The organism is Nostoc sp. NOS(2021) (assembly GCF_017115025.1).
GTDB lineage: Bacteria > Cyanobacteriota > Cyanobacteriia > Cyanobacteriales > Nostocaceae > Nostoc.
In genome coordinates, this window is the sequence record NZ_JABXKM010000033.1 from 29,002 (window position 1) to 45,467 (window position 16,466).

The following is a 16,466-nucleotide window of genomic DNA, read 5'->3' on the forward strand; positions in this document are numbered from 1 at the left end:
TCACTTTGATAATTTATAATTATGAATCATTTATAAAGATCCCCAGATATATCTAAGAAACAATCTTGAAATACATTGAAAATGCAGCATACCTCGTTCCCAGTCGGAGACTGGGAATGCCCCTTATTAGGGCTGCCGCCTCCCTTACTCGCGGCAGAGCCGCAATCAATGAGCAGCATTTCCAGCCTCTGGCTGTAAACGAGGTTTTAAAAGGGTTTTAGCTTAAGTTTAGACGTATGATCAATGTTCCCTACAACAAATGCAGTTCAAATAAATTAAAACTGGTGTAAGTTACCTACTTTCAATAAAATAATTCGATTATTTGTCAGTTGTTGATGTTACTAAATACTAACTATATCTAAAACGTGAAACACCTACCCTATTCACCATCAATACTTGAAAATGCTTAAATTTGACGTAACATTTCCATTGAATCTTGTGTTTAATAAAACAGAGATATGACGCTGAGATTTCTTTTATATCTCTGACAGCTATTAAGAAATATTAAATAATTTACTTTTTAAACCAAAATATGCTTTTAAACGTGCTAGTTTATTTAAGTATAAGTAAAACAGAGACGAAAAATGGAAATTAGCGCTCGGAATTCTCTCAAAGGTACTGTAAAAAAAGTTGTGCATGGTTCAGTTAATACTGAGATAACTTTAGAAATAGCACCAGGAGTAGAGTTAGTGTCAATCATCACAAAGTCATCTGCGGAAAAGCTGCGACTTGCAGAAGGTAAGCAGGCTCATGCCGTGATTAAATCATCAGATGTGATAATTGCTGTTGATTAAAAAATAGGCAACTTGCCTTTTCTTGCAAGCGGCTCTATCTCTAATACCAAATTGCATTCATCTCTAGAAATTGAGTGACCTTACTCCTGGAATTAATTAGCAAAGGAGTGAGGTCAAGATTATATTATATAGATGTTACTTAATTCAATTATTAATAATGCGGATATAAATAGCGCGAATACTTTCCATATCTAGTGCTAAAGATGTGTTTCCTACTTTAATAATTAATGAGGGAAAGTGTTGTTCTAAAGTGATAGTAGTTCCTGGTGTTACGCCCATTGATATAAGTTTTTTCAAGATTGTTTCATCCTGACTTTTACAGAAAGTGACGATTCCTTGTTCTCCCGTTCTCAATAATTCTAATGAACAACCAGTCACACTAAAGCGGGTAAACATTTGAATTATAAATTAGGAATTGTGAAGGGAAGAAGGAAGTATATTTTCATCCTTCATCCTTCATCTTTTATTTGGTCGCCAAAGGCAGCCACCAAAGTAATAGTTTAGACGAGATAGGGTTCTTGATGTGTCTTAATTGTGCAATTAGAACGAGGATAAGTTACACAAAGTAGAGCGAATCCTTTAGAAATCTGCTCGTCATCCAGGAAATTTTGATCTTCTTGATTAATTTCACCTTCAACGACCTTGCCAACACAGCTAGAGCAAGAACCTGCTTGACAAGAGGCTGGCAACTCAATACCATTTTCTTCTGCTGCATCTAAAATGGTAGTCTCTTCATCAACTTCAATTGTGGTGTCGAGGTCTTCTTTTTTGTTGATTAATCTAACTTGGTACGTAGCCATTTTCCGATTCTCCTCAAACGTTATACAGTTGGTCTAATTTCCGAAGTTTTTGAGCAACCGATCCTACTCTTTGCTTCCCTTCTTCTTACGCAGAAGCTACGCTTTAGCTAGTTTCTCTATAGGGGTAAGGGATGCAACGCGAACGAAAAGCCACCTGAAGGGCATTGAAACTCTGCGGAGTGCGTCTATGGGAAGCCTGTACAATCAGACTTGGCGCTAACGGAATGATGTTAGCTGCAAGGTACACCAGTAGGCGTACAGTCGCCTGCTTTAAAGGACTTTCCACAACCGCAGTTATCAGTTGCATTGGGGTTGATGAACTTAAAACCGCTTTCCATCACTCCCTCAACGAAGTCAACCACAACTCCTTCTAATAACGGCGCACTTTTGGCATCAACGTAAACCAGCACTTTGCCTTGCTGGGTTACTAAATCATCTGGTTGGGGCTTGCTGGTGATATCCATCGCATATTCATAGCCACTGCAACCACCATCTTTTACAGAGATGCGGATACCTTTAGTTGCGCCATTAGCGTCGGGTGCGGAACCTCGGAGCAATGCCCGCAGATGAAATTCTGCTTTTTCTGATAAAGTAACGGTCATCAGGTCTCCTGATTTGTAGCGATTAGTTGTTCTGATTTCAGATGTGGGTTGTCATTTGTCATTTGTCAGTTGTCAGTTGTCCTTTATTTTTTGTCAATTGTTATTCACTAATGACCAATGACTAATGACTAATGACTATTTTGTACAATACCCGTGGGTTCCATCGAATTGGATTGCGCGTGTCTCCAAGGCGCACTATTACCGCATACTGGACAAGAGCGATCGCGGTGAGAACGGCGTTTAGCAAATTCCATCCGATTCAGGTCGATTGTCAGCAATTGCGACAATAGAGGCTGACTAAACCCAGTGATCAGCTTGATCGCCTCCAGTGCTGTTAGACAAGCTAGTGTCCCAGAGACAGCGCCTATAACTGAAAAGCCGCGCTGATCCCAATCAGGCTTTTCTGGAAACAGACAAGACAAACAAGGAGTCACACCAGGAATAATCGTCGTGAGATAAGCCTCCATCCCATTCATTGCGGCTTCTACCATTGGCTTACGCCAACGCACACAGGCTTCATTTAACAAATTGCGCTCTGTAAAATTGTGGGCGCAATCAAGAGCCATATCAGCAGATTGCACTAACGAATCTACATTTTCCGGGGTGATGTAATCATGAACAGCTTCCACTTCAACATCAGGATTAATTGCATCCAGAGTTTCTTTAGCTTTGAATACCCTTGGCTTACCTACCCAATCATCAGTCATGAGAACCTGACGATTCATATCATCTAGCCGCAAGTCACCACCCCGGACTAAGATTAGCCGCCCAACGCCTGCTACTGCTAGGTAAAGCGCCGCCGTACCGCCTAATCCCCCCACACCTGTAACCAGAACTGTCGCTGACTTCAGGCGCTTCTGTGCTGTTTCGCCAAAATTCGGAAGCATCATTTGGCGACGATAGCGTTCTAATTCGGTAGGCATCAGGTTAACCAATTTATACCTCCTAATCAGAAGTGATTTCTGTCAGTGTGACTACATTTTTCGGCTTGTCGTTAAACACTTTGAACAGCTTTTGTTCGTGGGGTGTTGATTCGATGAATACCTGATAGGCTTTTTGCAAAGCCAAAGAATATTGATTTAATTTCTCTTCTTGACTCAAGTCAGGAGAATTATCATCAATTTCCTTCATATATTGAGAAAACTTTTTCAGAATATGTAGACGATTGACATTCACAACTTCTAAATCGTAGGACATGTTAAAGAATTGAAAAAATTCTTCGGCATCTACGAGCTGCTTGAATTGATCAATAGTTCCAGTCATTTAGCATTCTCCAAATTTTTCAGATGTTGCTTAAGTTCATCTAACTGGCGATAGATTTCATAAGTTGCGGCGGCAACATCCAGAAGTTGTTTGTAATCTGTTGGCAGACCTTCAGCTAAATCATGCAGATCCATTTTCATTTGACCCGCTTTGCTGTTAAGCCGTCTGATTTGTCCTTGTAGTTCCTCAATTGTCATTTGTCCTTCGTCCTTTGTCCTTTGTCATTAGTCATTTGTCTTTTACTAATGACCAATGACCAATGACTAATTAAACTTTGCCAACTTCAGGAAAGCGCTTCGCCAAATCAATGCCTTTTTTGACGTAGTTTTCTCCCTCTTCTGCTAATTTATCCAGGGAGTCAAAGCCAAAGCGTTGAGCATCTCGCAAAGTTTTCACAGTTAGCAAAAGACGGCCCGAAAAAACTAGCGCCCAACCAAATCCTTCATGGCTCAAATCAACCACAACCTGGGATATCAAACCTGTTTCTTGTTCAATCCCAGCAGCTACGGCTCGAAAAAATGCCATAATCCGAGCTTGAGTTATCGGATCAACTTCGCCCTCAACGGAGATTTCCCGTTTCTTTTGTTTAGTGACAATAAAGGGTTTGAGAATCAACTCATCCGACCAACTCCGATAAACTCCATAACTGTCTTGACCACGGATTTGTTTAATTAATACCTTCAGGAAAGGTGAGTTCAAGACTTCTGTCGTAGCAGTTCCGTTAACACTATTATTTGTGGTCATACTGTTGCTTCATTTTCAACTTCATCGGCAAAATTTGTGGGTTTTTGCTGTAAAGCTTTACGCAACCAAGGTGGAGGATTACCTTTGAGGGTTTTCACAAGCTTGTTTAGCACTTCACTAATTTCTTCTTCTTCCGATCGCGCCTTCACTGGAGTAACACCTTTCTTGATTAATCGAGCGGCGGCGCTACCACCAATTGCTATTACATAAATAATTGTGCAGTCCTCTAGAGCCGCAAGTTTTGGTGCCAGTCTACTCTCATTACTCTCTTCTTGAAGCTGGTCATCAAATTTAAGAGTCTCTAGGAATCTATATCCTTCATCCGAGACTTCATAAACATCAATTTCATCTGCCGCTCCAAAATGAGCATTAATGTGAACTCGGTCACTCGTCGTGAAGGCAATTTTCATTGTAATTCTCCTCTCTAAAGTTTTGAATTTTGAAGTGTTACAGCTATTTTCAGGTAAATAGACCACGCGGTAGGGGCAATTCATGAATTGCCCCTACGACAGATGTGGTTCAAATACATGAAAACTGCTGTAATTCAAAACTCTGCGCTCACAATTCCTAACTCTTGAAACTGCTTAACTCTCGCTTCTTCTGCCTCTAAAAACAGGTTGCCCATGCCAAACACAAGTTCCATTGTGCCTCGATAGCTAACTTTGGTAAATTGACCATTACCTAAGCGGTCATAAATAGGCAATCCTAGACGATAAAGAGGAATCGAGAGTCGTTTTGCGATCGCACCGACATTCGAGTTACCAATCAGCAAATCAGAACCGTCTGCTAAACTCTCAAAGTCTTCCAAATCGCCGATCGTGACGTTTTTAACCGGGAGTTTTTCTAAGAGGTGCGATCGCGTGGTTGTCACCGCCCCATGAATTTGCGCTCCCATCGATTGCAGAAAATGCACTGTTGACCACAGCAAATCTGGTTCCAGCGCTAGGGAAACTCGTTTTGCACCGAAGTAAAAGTGAGTGTCCAGCATCGCATCTTGCAACTGACGGCGTTGGCGGCGGTATTTTTCGGGTACGCTGTTACCACTCAGAATCGCCAATGCTTGGATAAACTCATCCACCGGTTCTAATCCCGTCAGTTCGCCAAACACCTCATAAGGTGTGCCAAAGCGTTCTTCCAGAATCTTTGCAGCCCCCCGCATACTTTCACCCAACGCTAGGGTAAAAGCAGAACTACCTACTTCTCGTAGCTGTTTTAAGGTAGTCCCACTGACTGTAACCGCACTATAAGTATCCTCTAAGTGTCCATCAAGAGAAGCGCCAAGATCAGGTACAAAGATCGGCACTAATCCAAAGGACGTAACTATCTCTTTGATTTCCTGTACATCCCCAGGTGTGAAGGCAGAACCCGCCAAAATTGTCACTTGTTCAGTTCTGATTCCACCTGGTTGAGGAATTTCCTGAACTATGCTTTCCACAGCAACGGCAAAGCCATCTTGTAACGCACCTTTAAAATCTGGGGTAGGTGCAAAAACGATCGCCAAATCATTCAATTCTGGATGGCGATCGCGGATTGCCTTAAGAAAACCCTCAATGTCATCTCCTCTAGTTTCAGTCAACCCAGTGCTACATAAACCAATAATTTCTGGATTAGCCTTTTCTACCAAAGTCAGAATTGCTTGTTCCACATTCTCTTCACCACCCAAAATAGTGGTGACTTCCGTCATCGCTGTGGTAGCAAGGGGAATCGCTTCCCGGAAATGCCGTACTAAGACAACTTTGGCGAAAGCAGTACAACCTTGAGAACCGTGAAATAAGGGCATCGTCCCTTTCAATCCCAAAAAGGCTAAGGTTGCACCCAAAGCTTGACTTTGCTTAAGGGGATTAACAGTCAGTGCTTTATTAGAAATGGAAACGATCGCCATTAAACTACCTCCTCATTCCACAGGGCAGACTTTCTCGTTCCCTGGCTCCGCCGGAGAATGCTGACAGTGAGGCTCCGCCTCATCTGCTTTAAAAGGAAGGGCAGCAGCCCTCCCGGAATGCGTTCCCAGCCCGAGTCTGGGAACGAGGGTATAAGAGCCATTAAACTGCTTCCTCGTCCCAAGGAGCGGGTTTGCGTATTTGTTCCCAAATCGGGCTATACAGAGCTTCGTACAGTTCCCGCGCCATCTCAATCATTCCCACATAACCTGCATAGGGATGGTGACGTTCTTGGTTGATATCAAGGAAAGGAATTCGAGCTTTCAAAGCGGTGTATTGGTTACGACCACCAGCAATCAGCATATCTGCGCGAGTGTCTTTAACCACTTGTAGCAATTCTTTAGCGTTGCCCTTCTCCAACATAATGCCATCGTTGCCGAGCAACTTCTTGATTTTGGCTTTATCTTCCTCAGTACTTTTGCGAGTACTGGTAGCAACAACCTCAATACCCAAGTCCCTAGCAGCCGAGATAATTGACCAACTCTTGACACCACCAGTATACAAAACAACTCGCTTACCTTTGAGTCGAGCGCGATAGGGAGCCAGTGCCAAATCTAAAGCAGCCGTTTCTTCTGCAATTAGCTTTTCTGTACGCTCCTGTAAATCAGCGGACGCTCGAGGACTCGCTAACGCTTCGCTATCACCTAATTTAGCAGCGATATTTCGCAGACAACGATTCATATCATCGATGCCGTAGAAAGACTCTTCAATGTAAGGGATGTTGTAACGCTCCTCCATCTTTCTCGCCATATTGAGCAGCGCTCGTGAGCAGATCATCACATTGAGCTTGGCGCGGTGGGCGTAGCGAATTTCATTGTAGCGAGCATCGCCCGTAATTTTAGACAAAATACGAATGCCTAATTTTTCTAACAGTGGTGTTACTCCCCACATTTCCCCGGCGATGTTGTATTCACCGATTAAGTTAATATCATAAGGCGTTGTATGTTCCGGTTCTGCTGTGCCGACAACATATTCTAATAAAGCTTCACCGCCAAAACGGTTGCCCAGATTTTTACTACCAATAAATCCTGGGGCAATGACGGGAATAACAGGAGTACCAATTTTTTCAGCCGCCGCTTTGCAGACAGCATCAATATCATCACCAATTAAAGCAGTAACGCAAGTAGCGTACACGAATACAGCTGCTGGTTGGTAGCGCTGGTGAAGTTCCAGAATCGCTTTGTAAAGCTTCTTTTCGCCACCAAAGATGACATCATTTTCACCCAAGTCAGTCGTAAAGCCCATCTTGTAGAGTTGAGGGCCAGAGGAAAGACTACCACGACTGCCCCAGGAATTACCAGCACAAGCGATCGGCCCGTGGATTAGATGCGCTGCATCTGCGATCGGCACTAGGGCAATCATTGCACCATCAAAGGCACAGCCCCCTTGAGCCGCGCCAGGTTGTGCCTGTTGGGCGCAAGACTTGTTTTTCTTTTCCGTTTGTTTGTGCTGATTATGCTCGCATCCTGTCTCAGTCAGCAGTTCGTTGATTTTGCCTTGGGTGATTTTCATCTCTCTTCTCGTACTTAATTGTTAATTGTCATTTGTCCTTTGTCATTTGTCCTTTGAATAACTAATGACCAATGACTAACAAATATATTTCGTGACATCCTCTCCACATACATCGGCAAGGTAAGATAGAGCGCGGAAACGCAATCCTACAAATTCGTCATATAAAGGATTGAGTTTACATAGTGGTGGGATATCAATAGACTTCCCAAATAATTTAATTTGTCGCTCAAAGGGACAACAACAAGGAATTGTTTGGCAAATTAGATGAGCAATGCGATTATTTTTAACCTGAATTCCATCCACTATACGGCGCAACGGATTGAGAAGATTGTTGAACTTCCCTGGTTTTTTATAGTTAGGTGGATGGTAATTAGGATGAGCGTGAGTGTGTTCGTGAGTATGATTGATGGTTTCCATTTATAGATACCTTGGGTAAATGCTAGATTGGGTACTGGGTATTGGGTACTGGGTATTGGGTACTGGGTATTGGGAAAATTCTTTCTTAATTCCCAGTCCCCAGTCCCCAGTCCCCAGTCACCAGTCCCTAGTAACCTGGGTTTCTACGCAATTTCTAACGAATCAAGTCGTAGGAAATATCTGTCTTAGAAGGAATGTTGGTGTTGCGATCGATTTCTTCAAACAGGGTATTTACAACCCAATTGAGCAGGTTGATTATACCTTGATAACCAATGGTGGAGTAGCGGTGTAAGTGGTGACGATCCATAATGGGGTAGCCAATTCTCACTAAGGGAGTTTTGGTATCGCGCCACAGGTACTTACCGTAGGTGTTACCAACCAGGAAGTCTACGGGTTCGGTGAACATCAAAGAACGCAGATGCCACAAGTCTTTACCAGGCCAAACAGTTGCATTCTTACCGAATGGGCTAGAAGCAAGCAGTTCTTTCATTTCTGCTTCAAATACTTCGTTGCTGTTGTGAACCAAGATATGCACAGGTTCAGCACCCATTTCCAGCATAAAGCCAACTACGCTGTATACTAAATCTGGTTCGCCGTAGATAGCGAAGCGCTTGCCGTGAATCCATGAATGGGAGTCGGTCATGGCATCAACTGCGCGACCGCGTTCAATTTCCAATTCTTGAGGAATGGGTATACCACTCAGTTCGCTGAGTTTCATCAATAACTCATCAGTACCCTTAATACCCCAAGGACGGAAAACTGAGGTTGGTTGCTTCCATTCTTTTTCGATGTACTCGCGGGTTTTGAGGGTAGAGTGTGATTGCAGAGCGATCGTCGCTTTAGCATTAATTGAATCTGCGGCATCTTCCAGCTTTGTACCACCTGGATACATATCGAACTCACCTGTGTTAGGTGAATCTAGGTAGTCGCTGTTGTCGGCTAGAATGGTGTACTCAAAGCCGAACAAAGAAGCAATGCGCTTGATTTCGCGGTTGTTACCTACGTAGGTGTCAAAACCTGGGATGAAGTTGATTTTACCATTGCTGGTTTCTTTCTTATGACCTGCGGTCAAGTTAGAAAGAATTCCCTTCATCATGTTGTCGTAACCAGTGATGTGGGAACCGACAAAGCTAGGGGTGTGAGCGTAAGGTACTGGGAAATCTTGAGGAACTGAACCAGCTTCTTTGGCGTTGTTGATGAAAGACTGCAAGTCATCACCAATTACTTCTGCCATACAGGTGGTGCAGACAGCAATCATCTTGGGCTTGTAGAGTTGGTAAGAGTTCGCCAAGCCGTCAATCATGTTTTGCAGACCACCAAACACGGCTGCATCTTCAGTCATTGAAGAAGATACACCAGAGAATGGTTCTTTGTAGTGACGGGTTAAGTGGGTGCGGAAGTAAGCAACGCAACCTTGAGAACCTTGAACAAAAGGTAGAGTACCTTCAAAACCAACAGCAGCAAAGATTGCTCCCAATGGTTGACAACCTTTAGCAGGGTTAACGGTTAAAGCTTCACGAGCGAAGTTCTTTTCACGATAATCCCAACCCTTTGTCCACTCTGCAACCCGTGTTACTTCTTCGGGATCGTGACCGTTTTCAAACTGCTTTTTGTTTTCAAATAGCTGTTGGTACTCCGGTTGGTGGAATAACTCTACGTGATCTTGAATTTTTTCTGGATTCTGAGGCATTTCTGGATCTCCAAGCTTACTGAATTCTTTACTGATTGAGGAATGAGGATTTGAGGCGGAAGAGACGCGATTAATCGCGTCTGTGCAAGGGAGATGGGAATATGATTCAAAATTCAAAATGCAAAAATCAAAAGAAATTTTTAATTTTTCAGTTTTGAATTTTGGATTCCCAACTCCCCTCCTGGGGTTTTAGCCCCAGGCTTATCCCTACTTATCTAGCTCCCATTTCCCTAGACGGTAGCCTTAGCCTTAGCTTCAGCCTTCTTAGCCTGAGCTTTTTCATTCCAAGGAGCGCCAATTAATCCCCAGGTTGGGCTGTTGAGTGCCAAGTCCATATCGCGAGCGAAGATGGCGAAGCCGTCATAACCGTGGTAAGGGCCGGAGTAATCCTTTTTGTGGTTTAATTCTTTTCACCAGCCTAATGTTTGCAGTAAACAGTGTCTGTGCTAAACATTGTTCGCTGATAACACATTTATTTTTAGGCTAAATATAGGCTAAAAACACAGCGATGCATAATCAGGTTCAGGACTCACGCATCATCTAAATGTTGTCCTAAGCCAGGGCGATTAGAAATCGCGGCTACACAAACATAGACGCTTTGCGGCTTCCCGCAGGGTAGTCCGCCTACGCGGACTAGGGAAAAATTTAGAGTTTGTGGGCGTAGCAGTAACGTAGGTTAACGTGAGTTCGATCAACCTCTCCCTCCCAGCCTCCCTCTCCGAAACGGAAAGGGAGGAGCAACGAAAAATTAAGCTTTTTGCTCCCCTCTCCGCGTCGGAGAGGGGCTGGGGGAGAGGTCAAATAAGACTTGTCGAACTCACGTTAGGTTAACCTGCGTAGGTAAGCTTTTGCTTGTGTAGCTCTGCGATTTCTATCCGCCCAGTGTTTATGTTTATCTCTGCAATCACAGCAACAAAGAGCGCACGATGAAAACGAAAGTACTTTTGGAATTAGAGAAAGTTAATCTGCGTTTGAAGTCTGCAAAGGCAAAGGTGACAATTAGAGAATCAAACGGAAGTTTGCAATTACGGGCGACGTTACCAATTAAACCGGGAGACAAGGACAGCAGTGGTACTGGCAGAAAGCAATATAATCTCAGTTTGAATATTCCTGCTAACTTGGATGGACTCAAGACGGCTGAGGAAGAAGCTTATGAATTAGGAAAGTTAATTGCTCGTAAGACGTTTGAATGGAATGATAAATATTTAGGAAATGAGGCAATTAGAAAAGATTTTCAAACAATAGGAGAATTACTCGAAGAATTTGAAACTGAGTATTTTAAAACTCACAAACGAACTACCAAAAGCGAACATACGTTTTTTTATTATTTTTCTCGAACAAAGAGATTTACGAATCCTAAAGATTTAGCGATCGCTGAAAATTTGATCAGTTCAATTGAACAAATAGATAAGGAATGGGCTAAGTATAATGCAGCCAGAGCTATATCTGCTTTTTGCCTGACATTCAACATCGAAATCGATTTATCTAAATATTCCAAAATGCCTGAGAGTAATTCCCGAAATATACCGAGTGATGCGGAAATATCTGAGGGAATTATTAAGTTTGAAAATTATCTTTATACCAGAGGTAATCAAGTTAATCAAAATGTTCAAGATAGCTGGCAGCTTTGGCGCTGGACTTATGGAATGTTAGCAGTTTTTGGTTTACGTCCACGGGAACTTTTTATAAATCCTGATATTAATTGGTGGTTGAGTCAAGAAAATTTAGATTTAACATGGAAAGTCCATAAGGATTGTAAGACTGGGGAAAGAGAAGCATTACCATTATATCGGCAATGGATTGAGAATTTTGATTTAAGAAATCCTAAATATTTAGAGATGTTAAGGAGTGCGATCGCTAAAAAAGATAACATTAATCATGCTGAGATAACGGCGTTAACACAGCGAGTTAGCTGGTGGTTTCGTAAGATAGGATTGGATTTCAAACCTTATGATTTGCGTCATGCTTGGGCAATTAGGGCGCATATTTTAGGGGTACCAATTAAAGCTGCGGCGGATAATTTGGGGCATAGTGTGCAAGTTCATACTCAAACTTATCAGCGTTGGTTTTCGCTAGATATGCGGAAGTTGGCGATTAATCAGGCGTTGAGTAAGAGGAATGAAGTTGACTTGATTAGGGAGGAGAATGCTAAGTTGAGGATGGAGAATGATAAGTTGAGATTGGAGATTGAGAAGTTGAAAATGGAAATGGTTTATAAACAAAGTTAAGCTTGCCCAAATACTGATAATATAATAGCTAGGAGGTCACTTATGGAAAGTATTAAGATTAGAACATATATTGGTGATGATGGAATTCTGCAAATCCAGCTTCCGCCGGAAATTACCAACCAAGAATTAGATGTAGTGATTGTCTTTCAACCTGTTATACAAAAATCTTCACAGTCTCCAACCAAAACGCCGGAAGAACTAGGATACTCTCGTAAGTTTGTTGAAGAAGTAATAGGTAGTTGGGAAGGTAATCTGTTGGAACGTCTAGAACAGCTTCCTTTTGAGGAACATTAAAAAGTATGACAATAGAAACTTTGAACCAAATACTTAAGCAGCTTGAGACACTTGAAATAAAAGAGCTTCAGCAGCTTAATCAGACAATTCAAAAGTATCTTGCTGATAATGAAGAAACTGTTAAGCAAGCAGCATTTCATCAAGCCCTGATCGATTCTGGGTTAGTGAAACAGATCAAGCATCCTATTTACGAGCCAATAACTGAGCGACGACTAATTCATGCTGAGGGAAAGCCTGTTTCTGAAAGTATCATTGAGGAACGCCGTTAGATGGCAGTTTATTTTCTAGACAGTAGCGCATTAGTTAAGCGTTATATTAGCGAAATTGGATCAGTTTGGGTTTTGGGGCTATTTGATCCGACTCTCAACAATGAGGCATTTATTGCTGCAATAACTGGTGTGGAAATTATAGCGGCAATTACCAGGCGATCGCGCAGTGGAAGTATTAGCATTACAGATGCGACAATAACACGCAATCAGTTCAAACGTGATTTACAGAAAGACTATCAAATTGTTGAAATCACAGAAAATATCATTAATTCTGGAATGGTATTATCTGAAACTTATGGTTTAAGAGGTTATGATGCTATCCAACTAGCAGTAGGTCGTGTAGTCAACACCATTTGCATTGCTAATGGATTACCTCCTATTACCTTTGTGTCCGCAGATAATGAGTTGAATGCAGCAGTTGTAAGTGAGGGATTAATGATTGAAAACCCTAATAGTCACCCATAATGCAGACTCACTTATGATATTTACTACTGAGATTGATGTAGTGCGTTGCACTATACGGCAATAATACTGACTACTTAGTAAAGACAAGTATTAATATTACATCAATAAATGGATTGAAGATTTTGATTTGAGAAATCCTAAATATTTAGAGATGTTAAGGAGTGCGATCGCTAAAAAAGATAACATTAATCATGCTGAGATAACGGCGTTAACACAGCGAGTTAGCTGGTGGTTTCGTAAGATAGGATTGGATTTCAAACCTTATGATTTGCGTCATGCTTGGGCAATTAGGGCGCATATTTTAGGGGTACCAATTAAAGCTGCGGCGGATAATTTGGGGCATAGTGTGCAAGTTCATACTCAAACTTATCAGCGTTGGTTTTCGCTAGATATGCGGAAGTTGGCGATTAATCAGGCGTTGAGTAAGAGGAATGAAGTTGACTTGATTAGGGAGGAAAATGCAAAATTGAGGATGGAGAATGATAAGTTGAAGTTGGAGATTGAGAAGTTGAAAATGGAAATGGTTTATAAACAAAGTTAAATTTACTGATGAATCATACCAATTTTAGATAATTTGCTATGATTTATATAAGTCAAATTCGATTATTTATAAAAGGATGTTAGCAATCAAATGCTAGAAAAGGTAATACTTCATAATTTCAAAAGCCATAAACATACGGAACTTAGTTTTGATAGTTCACGATTACACGGACTAGTAGGAAAAAATAGTGCTGGCAAAACAACCGTCTTACAAGCATTACATAATCTAAGTAGGCTGGCTGATTCATCATTTGCACAGATATTTCAGTATGAAAAATCACCTCAATTCATTACAACAATTGGGGAAAAAGATATTTCTGTTACTGCAAGTGGTTTTTGGGGATATACCAATCGCCAGAATTGGCAAGCTTCCTATAGTTGGAAGCAGGAAAATAATGATTCTTGGTATCCGACAGCATCATGGAACATAGATGTAAAACGTGGAAAATTGGTAGGATGGTCAAGTTCTTTAAGTGAATCTCCATATCCAATTCCTCAATCTCTGAAATATGCTGTTTACCTGAAGTTAGTTGCAAGTAATCTTGCGAAAGCAGCTTACAGTGAAGAAATTACGCCGAGGGTTGAGTTCGACGGTTCAGGATTAGCACCCACTTTAGATTTTTTGCGTAATGAGGCCCCAGACAAATTTAAATTAATAGAGGAAATGTTAAGTCGGATTGTACCAAATGTGCAAAAAATTGGCATAAAACGAGCAAAAGTTCCAGTTATTCGCAAACGTTTAATCGAAGTTGATGGTAAGTCCATTTCCTATGAAGAAAGTCAGGAAATGACAGGACAAGAAGTGATATTAGACATGAATACAGGTAATCGTATTCCAGCCCATGCAATTAGCGAAGGAACAATGCTAACTTTAGGTTTACTAACTGTGTTGATGAAGCCTAATCAACCTAATTTAGTTTTTCTAGATGATGTGGAACAAGGACTTCACCCAAAAGCACAACGTCAGTTGATGACTGTTTTTAAGGAAATAATTCAATATAATACGAATCTGCAAATTATTTTCTCTACTCACTCTCCTTATATTATTGATGAGCTTGTTCCTTCTCAAGTACATATATTAAATAACAGTCCTCATTCAGGCTTCACAATCTCCAAGCGTTTGGATGAACATCCTGATGTAGAATGGGCAAAAAAAACTTTGACAACTGGTGAGTTTTGGGATGCTGAGGGTGAAGATTGGGTTGTTGTAGGAGAAGTCAGTGAGTGAGTTCATTGTAATAGTGGAAAGTGGTGCAGATGCACGAACAGCTACTAAATTAGCCGAGCGCGTTTTGATGGAGCAAATCGATTGGTTAGAGCCTGATATAATAAAATATATATTTAACTGGAGTGGCTTACAGGCAGGAACAGAACATTCCTGCTGGAGTGACGTTGATAAAATCATTGATGATGCAAAAGAAAAACTAATATATAAATCTCCAAGATTTCTGGGTCATTCTAATAAAGGTGTACCGTTTAAAGCTGATGGAGCAATATCTATTAAGGTTCTTAAGTTAGTAGATTTTCTTCAAAGAACACGACAGATTAAAGCAATTATCTTTATCCGTGATTTAGACAATCAACCAGAGCGTAGAGAAGGGCTTGAGCAAGCACGCTCAGAACATATCAATCGACAGCCTCAACTAAAAATTGTTATTGGTACAGCTAACCCAAAACGTGAAGCATGGGTTCTCAATGGGTTTATTGCGTCTAATCAAGAAGAACAAATTCTAGAAGAAATCAAGACTCTATTGAATTTCGACCCTTGCATAGAGTCACACAGACTACGCTCTACCTCACAGAAAGAACCTGATAGAATTAGAAATCCAAAAGTAATTGTTGAGCAGCTAACAAGCAAAGATATGAAACGTGAACAGCAGTGCTGGGAAAATACAAGTTTGAACCTTCTACGTCAAAGAGGTGTTCATACAGGTTTAACAGCCTATATCCAAGAAATTGAGCAACACTTGACTCCAATTATTTTGTCTGAGTAAAAAATCAAGATAATTATAAGTGCGATCGCATGAGTGATTTACAGAAAGACTATCAACTGGGAATGCGAATGAATTCAGCATTTGCTAAAGCCTTACGGCAAGCTATTGCTGCCGCTATTCGGTAAGAAAGTTGTCTGGAATCAACCTCGTGATGACTTCCATCGTACACGATAATTTTCATAGATGTTAGGGTAATATTTGTCTTATGAAAATATTCAATTATGGCATCGATAATTCCTTCAAAAATTATCGGAATATAATCAACTGGAATAATTTTCTCATCGCTAATTTGCCAGATAATTTGAATAGTCTGGTCTTCAATTTTCGGTTCGATATGGAATACTACATGGCCATAATGTGCTCGACTGGAAGTAGTGCGAATAAATTTACCTTCTGCTATTAATGGTTTGGCGATAGAATAAAGTTTAGATTCAACTTCTTTCCATAAATTTAATTCGATCATTCTCTCAAAATTATCCCAGATATTTGCGACCCAATGCCACTCTTCAACATATTGACAAATGTCATCCCAATTGTAATTACGCACACCTTTGTAAAATTTAAGTAAATTGTATAATTCGCTTATTATCTTTTGATGTTGGTTTTTCTATCTCCATTAATTTAATTAGCTTTTTTCCTACTTCTATCGTCTCATTTGTAAACAGTTCTCCTGCTTCTTCAGATTCATATTTTCCTCGTTCCGGGTGTTGATGCAACAACTCAATAGTGCGATGTAACCATCGCATATCTTTTCTTGCCTCGTAAGTATAATATTGGGCATAGCCTAGTTTTTTGTCATTCATATAGATTAATCCGAACTTCTCTCTTAAGCTTAATACAATAAATATGTTTTGCTGAAAGTGCGTAGGCACTATGCACTTTTCCCTTAGATCCCATTCCCCAATGTAGGGTGC

At 41.0% G+C, this 16,466-nt stretch carries 20 protein-coding genes and 2 pseudogenes; 8 read left to right on the forward strand and 14 right to left on the reverse strand.

What is annotated here, in order from left to right:
• Nucleotides 1-584 precede the first annotated feature (584 nt).
• Nucleotides 585-794 (forward strand): molybdopterin-binding protein, encoded by a 210-nt coding sequence (locus HWQ41_RS03465; protein ID WP_292759974.1) that lies wholly within the window; start codon nucleotides 585-587, stop codon nucleotides 792-794.
• Nucleotides 795-938: 144 nt separating this feature from the next.
• Here the strand turns inward: HWQ41_RS03465 and HWQ41_RS03470 are convergent, their stop codons facing one another.
• The 12 genes from HWQ41_RS03470 to nifK all read right to left on the reverse strand — a co-directional run bounded on the left by HWQ41_RS03470 (nucleotide 939) and on the right by nifK (nucleotide 9,762).
• Nucleotides 939-1,190, reverse strand: coding sequence for a FeoA family protein (locus HWQ41_RS03470; protein ID WP_292759976.1), 252 nt, complete (start codon nucleotides 1,188-1,190; stop codon nucleotides 939-941).
• 104 nt (nucleotides 1,191-1,294) lie between these two features.
• The gene (locus HWQ41_RS03475) at nucleotides 1,295-1,594 is read right to left on the reverse strand and encodes a 2Fe-2S iron-sulfur cluster-binding protein (RefSeq protein ID WP_292759978.1); all 300 of its coding nucleotides are present in this window, start codon (nucleotides 1,592-1,594) and stop codon (nucleotides 1,295-1,297) included.
• A gap of 230 nt (nucleotides 1,595-1,824) precedes the next feature.
• Entirely contained in the window at nucleotides 1,825-2,196 is a 372-nt protein-coding gene (locus tag HWQ41_RS03480; protein WP_292759980.1) for an iron-sulfur cluster assembly accessory protein, read from the reverse strand.
• A 128-nt stretch (nucleotides 2,197-2,324) separates the two neighbouring features.
• A complete protein-coding gene (locus tag HWQ41_RS03485) occupies nucleotides 2,325-3,131 on the reverse strand; it encodes a HesA/MoeB/ThiF family protein (RefSeq protein ID WP_292759982.1) in 807 nt (268 codons plus the stop codon).
• Nucleotides 3,132-3,141: 10 nt separating this feature from the next.
• The gene (nifW, locus tag HWQ41_RS03490) at nucleotides 3,142-3,459 is read right to left on the reverse strand and encodes a nitrogenase-stabilizing/protective protein NifW (RefSeq protein WP_292759984.1); all 318 of its coding nucleotides are present in this window, start codon (nucleotides 3,457-3,459) and stop codon (nucleotides 3,142-3,144) included.
• Entirely contained in the window at nucleotides 3,456-3,656 is a 201-nt protein-coding gene (locus tag HWQ41_RS03495) for a CCE_0567 family metalloprotein (protein WP_292759986.1), read from the reverse strand. The genes nifW and HWQ41_RS03495 overlap by 4 nt, the downstream gene beginning before the upstream one ends.
• A gap of 70 nt (nucleotides 3,657-3,726) precedes the next feature.
• Nucleotides 3,727-4,203: a NifX-associated nitrogen fixation protein gene (locus HWQ41_RS03500; RefSeq protein ID WP_292759988.1), complete on the reverse strand. Its 477-nt coding sequence runs from the start codon at nucleotides 4,201-4,203 to the stop codon at nucleotides 3,727-3,729.
• Nucleotides 4,200-4,613: a nitrogen fixation protein NifX gene (gene nifX, locus HWQ41_RS03505; protein WP_292759990.1), complete on the reverse strand. Its 414-nt coding sequence runs from the start codon at nucleotides 4,611-4,613 to the stop codon at nucleotides 4,200-4,202. Before nifX ends, HWQ41_RS03500 begins: the two co-directional genes overlap by 4 nt.
• 134 nt (nucleotides 4,614-4,747) lie before the next feature.
• Entirely contained in the window at nucleotides 4,748-6,085 is a 1,338-nt protein-coding gene (gene nifN / locus HWQ41_RS03510) for a nitrogenase iron-molybdenum cofactor biosynthesis protein NifN (RefSeq protein WP_292759992.1), read from the reverse strand.
• A 160-nt stretch (nucleotides 6,086-6,245) separates the two neighbouring features.
• The gene (gene nifE, locus HWQ41_RS03515) at nucleotides 6,246-7,655 is read right to left on the reverse strand and encodes a nitrogenase iron-molybdenum cofactor biosynthesis protein NifE (protein WP_292759994.1); all 1,410 of its coding nucleotides are present in this window, start codon (nucleotides 7,653-7,655) and stop codon (nucleotides 6,246-6,248) included.
• A gap of 75 nt (nucleotides 7,656-7,730) precedes the next feature.
• Nucleotides 7,731-8,072, reverse strand: a complete 342-nt coding sequence (locus HWQ41_RS03520) for a Mo-dependent nitrogenase C-terminal domain-containing protein (protein WP_292759997.1) — start codon at nucleotides 8,070-8,072, stop codon at nucleotides 7,731-7,733.
• A gap of 154 nt (nucleotides 8,073-8,226) precedes the next feature.
• Entirely contained in the window at nucleotides 8,227-9,762 is a 1,536-nt protein-coding gene (gene nifK, locus HWQ41_RS03525) for a nitrogenase molybdenum-iron protein subunit beta (protein ID WP_292759999.1), read from the reverse strand.
• An 895-nt stretch (nucleotides 9,763-10,657) separates the two neighbouring features.
• Here nifK and HWQ41_RS03530 point away from each other — a divergent pair.
• The 7 genes and pseudogenes from HWQ41_RS03530 to HWQ41_RS03560 form a co-directional block, all read left to right on the forward strand.
• Nucleotides 10,658-11,990 (forward strand): annotated as a pseudogene (locus HWQ41_RS03530) (site-specific integrase); the annotation flags it as partial.
• 42 nt (nucleotides 11,991-12,032) lie between these two features.
• Nucleotides 12,033-12,284 carry a hypothetical protein gene (locus HWQ41_RS03535; protein WP_292760003.1) on the forward strand — a complete coding sequence of 84 codons (252 nt, stop codon included), beginning with the start codon at nucleotides 12,033-12,035 and terminating at the stop codon, nucleotides 12,282-12,284.
• 5 nt (nucleotides 12,285-12,289) lie between these two features.
• Nucleotides 12,290-12,553, forward strand: coding sequence for a hypothetical protein (locus HWQ41_RS03540; RefSeq protein WP_292760005.1), 264 nt, complete (start codon nucleotides 12,290-12,292; stop codon nucleotides 12,551-12,553).
• Nucleotides 12,554-13,018: a type II toxin-antitoxin system VapC family toxin gene (locus HWQ41_RS03545; protein WP_292760007.1), complete on the forward strand. Its 465-nt coding sequence runs from the start codon at nucleotides 12,554-12,556 to the stop codon at nucleotides 13,016-13,018.
• A gap of 106 nt (nucleotides 13,019-13,124) precedes the next feature.
• Nucleotides 13,125-13,559 (forward strand): annotated as a pseudogene (locus HWQ41_RS03550) (site-specific integrase); the annotation flags it as partial.
• Nucleotides 13,560-13,649: 90 nt separating this feature from the next.
• A complete protein-coding gene (locus tag HWQ41_RS03555; RefSeq protein ID WP_292760009.1) occupies nucleotides 13,650-14,786 on the forward strand; it encodes an AAA family ATPase in 1,137 nt (378 codons plus the stop codon).
• Nucleotides 14,779-15,552, forward strand: coding sequence for a hypothetical protein (locus HWQ41_RS03560; protein WP_292760011.1), 774 nt, complete (start codon nucleotides 14,779-14,781; stop codon nucleotides 15,550-15,552). The genes HWQ41_RS03555 and HWQ41_RS03560 overlap by 8 nt, the downstream gene beginning before the upstream one ends.
• Before the next feature lie 52 nt (nucleotides 15,553-15,604).
• Here the strand turns inward: HWQ41_RS03560 and HWQ41_RS03565 are convergent, their stop codons facing one another.
• Nucleotides 15,605-16,099 (reverse strand): hypothetical protein, encoded by a 495-nt coding sequence (locus HWQ41_RS03565; RefSeq protein ID WP_292760013.1) that lies wholly within the window; start codon nucleotides 16,097-16,099, stop codon nucleotides 15,605-15,607.
• A gap of 13 nt (nucleotides 16,100-16,112) precedes the next feature.
• Nucleotides 16,113-16,355 (reverse strand): hypothetical protein, encoded by a 243-nt coding sequence (locus tag HWQ41_RS03570; protein ID WP_292760015.1) that lies wholly within the window; start codon nucleotides 16,353-16,355, stop codon nucleotides 16,113-16,115.
• Between the last annotated feature and the right edge of the window lie 111 nt (nucleotides 16,356-16,466).

Bases quoted from the DNA above. Each gene is read 5' to 3' on its own strand.
- HWQ41_RS03555 (WP_292760009.1), top strand. From the start codon at position 13,650: ATGCTAGAAAAGGTAATACTTCATAATTTCAAAAGCCATAAACATACG.
- nifK (WP_292759999.1), bottom strand. From the start codon at position 9,762: ATGCCTCAGAATCCAGAAAAAATTCAAGATCACGTAGAGTTATTCCAC.
- nifW (WP_292759984.1), bottom strand. From the start codon at position 3,459: ATGACTGGAACTATTGATCAATTCAAGCAGCTCGTAGATGCCGAAGAA.
- HWQ41_RS03475 (WP_292759978.1), bottom strand. From the start codon at position 1,594: ATGGCTACGTACCAAGTTAGATTAATCAACAAAAAAGAAGACCTCGAC.
- HWQ41_RS03470 (WP_292759976.1), bottom strand. From the start codon at position 1,190: ATGTTTACCCGCTTTAGTGTGACTGGTTGTTCATTAGAATTATTGAGA.
- HWQ41_RS03570 (WP_292760015.1), bottom strand. From the start codon at position 16,355: ATGAATGACAAAAAACTAGGCTATGCCCAATATTATACTTACGAGGCA.
- HWQ41_RS03500 (WP_292759988.1), bottom strand. From the start codon at position 4,203: ATGACCACAAATAATAGTGTTAACGGAACTGCTACGACAGAAGTCTTG.
- HWQ41_RS03495 (WP_292759986.1), bottom strand. From the start codon at position 3,656: ATGACAATTGAGGAACTACAAGGACAAATCAGACGGCTTAACAGCAAA.
- nifX (WP_292759990.1), bottom strand. From the start codon at position 4,613: ATGAAAATTGCCTTCACGACGAGTGACCGAGTTCACATTAATGCTCAT.
- HWQ41_RS03465 (WP_292759974.1), top strand. From the start codon at position 585: ATGGAAATTAGCGCTCGGAATTCTCTCAAAGGTACTGTAAAAAAAGTT.
- HWQ41_RS03540 (WP_292760005.1), top strand. From the start codon at position 12,290: ATGACAATAGAAACTTTGAACCAAATACTTAAGCAGCTTGAGACACTT.
- HWQ41_RS03545 (WP_292760007.1), top strand. From the start codon at position 12,554: ATGGCAGTTTATTTTCTAGACAGTAGCGCATTAGTTAAGCGTTATATT.
- nifN (WP_292759992.1), bottom strand. From the start codon at position 6,085: ATGGCGATCGTTTCCATTTCTAATAAAGCACTGACTGTTAATCCCCTT.
- nifE (WP_292759994.1), bottom strand. From the start codon at position 7,655: ATGAAAATCACCCAAGGCAAAATCAACGAACTGCTGACTGAGACAGGA.
- HWQ41_RS03480 (WP_292759980.1), bottom strand. From the start codon at position 2,196: ATGACCGTTACTTTATCAGAAAAAGCAGAATTTCATCTGCGGGCATTG.
- HWQ41_RS03520 (WP_292759997.1), bottom strand. From the start codon at position 8,072: ATGGAAACCATCAATCATACTCACGAACACACTCACGCTCATCCTAAT.
- HWQ41_RS03535 (WP_292760003.1), top strand. From the start codon at position 12,033: ATGGAAAGTATTAAGATTAGAACATATATTGGTGATGATGGAATTCTG.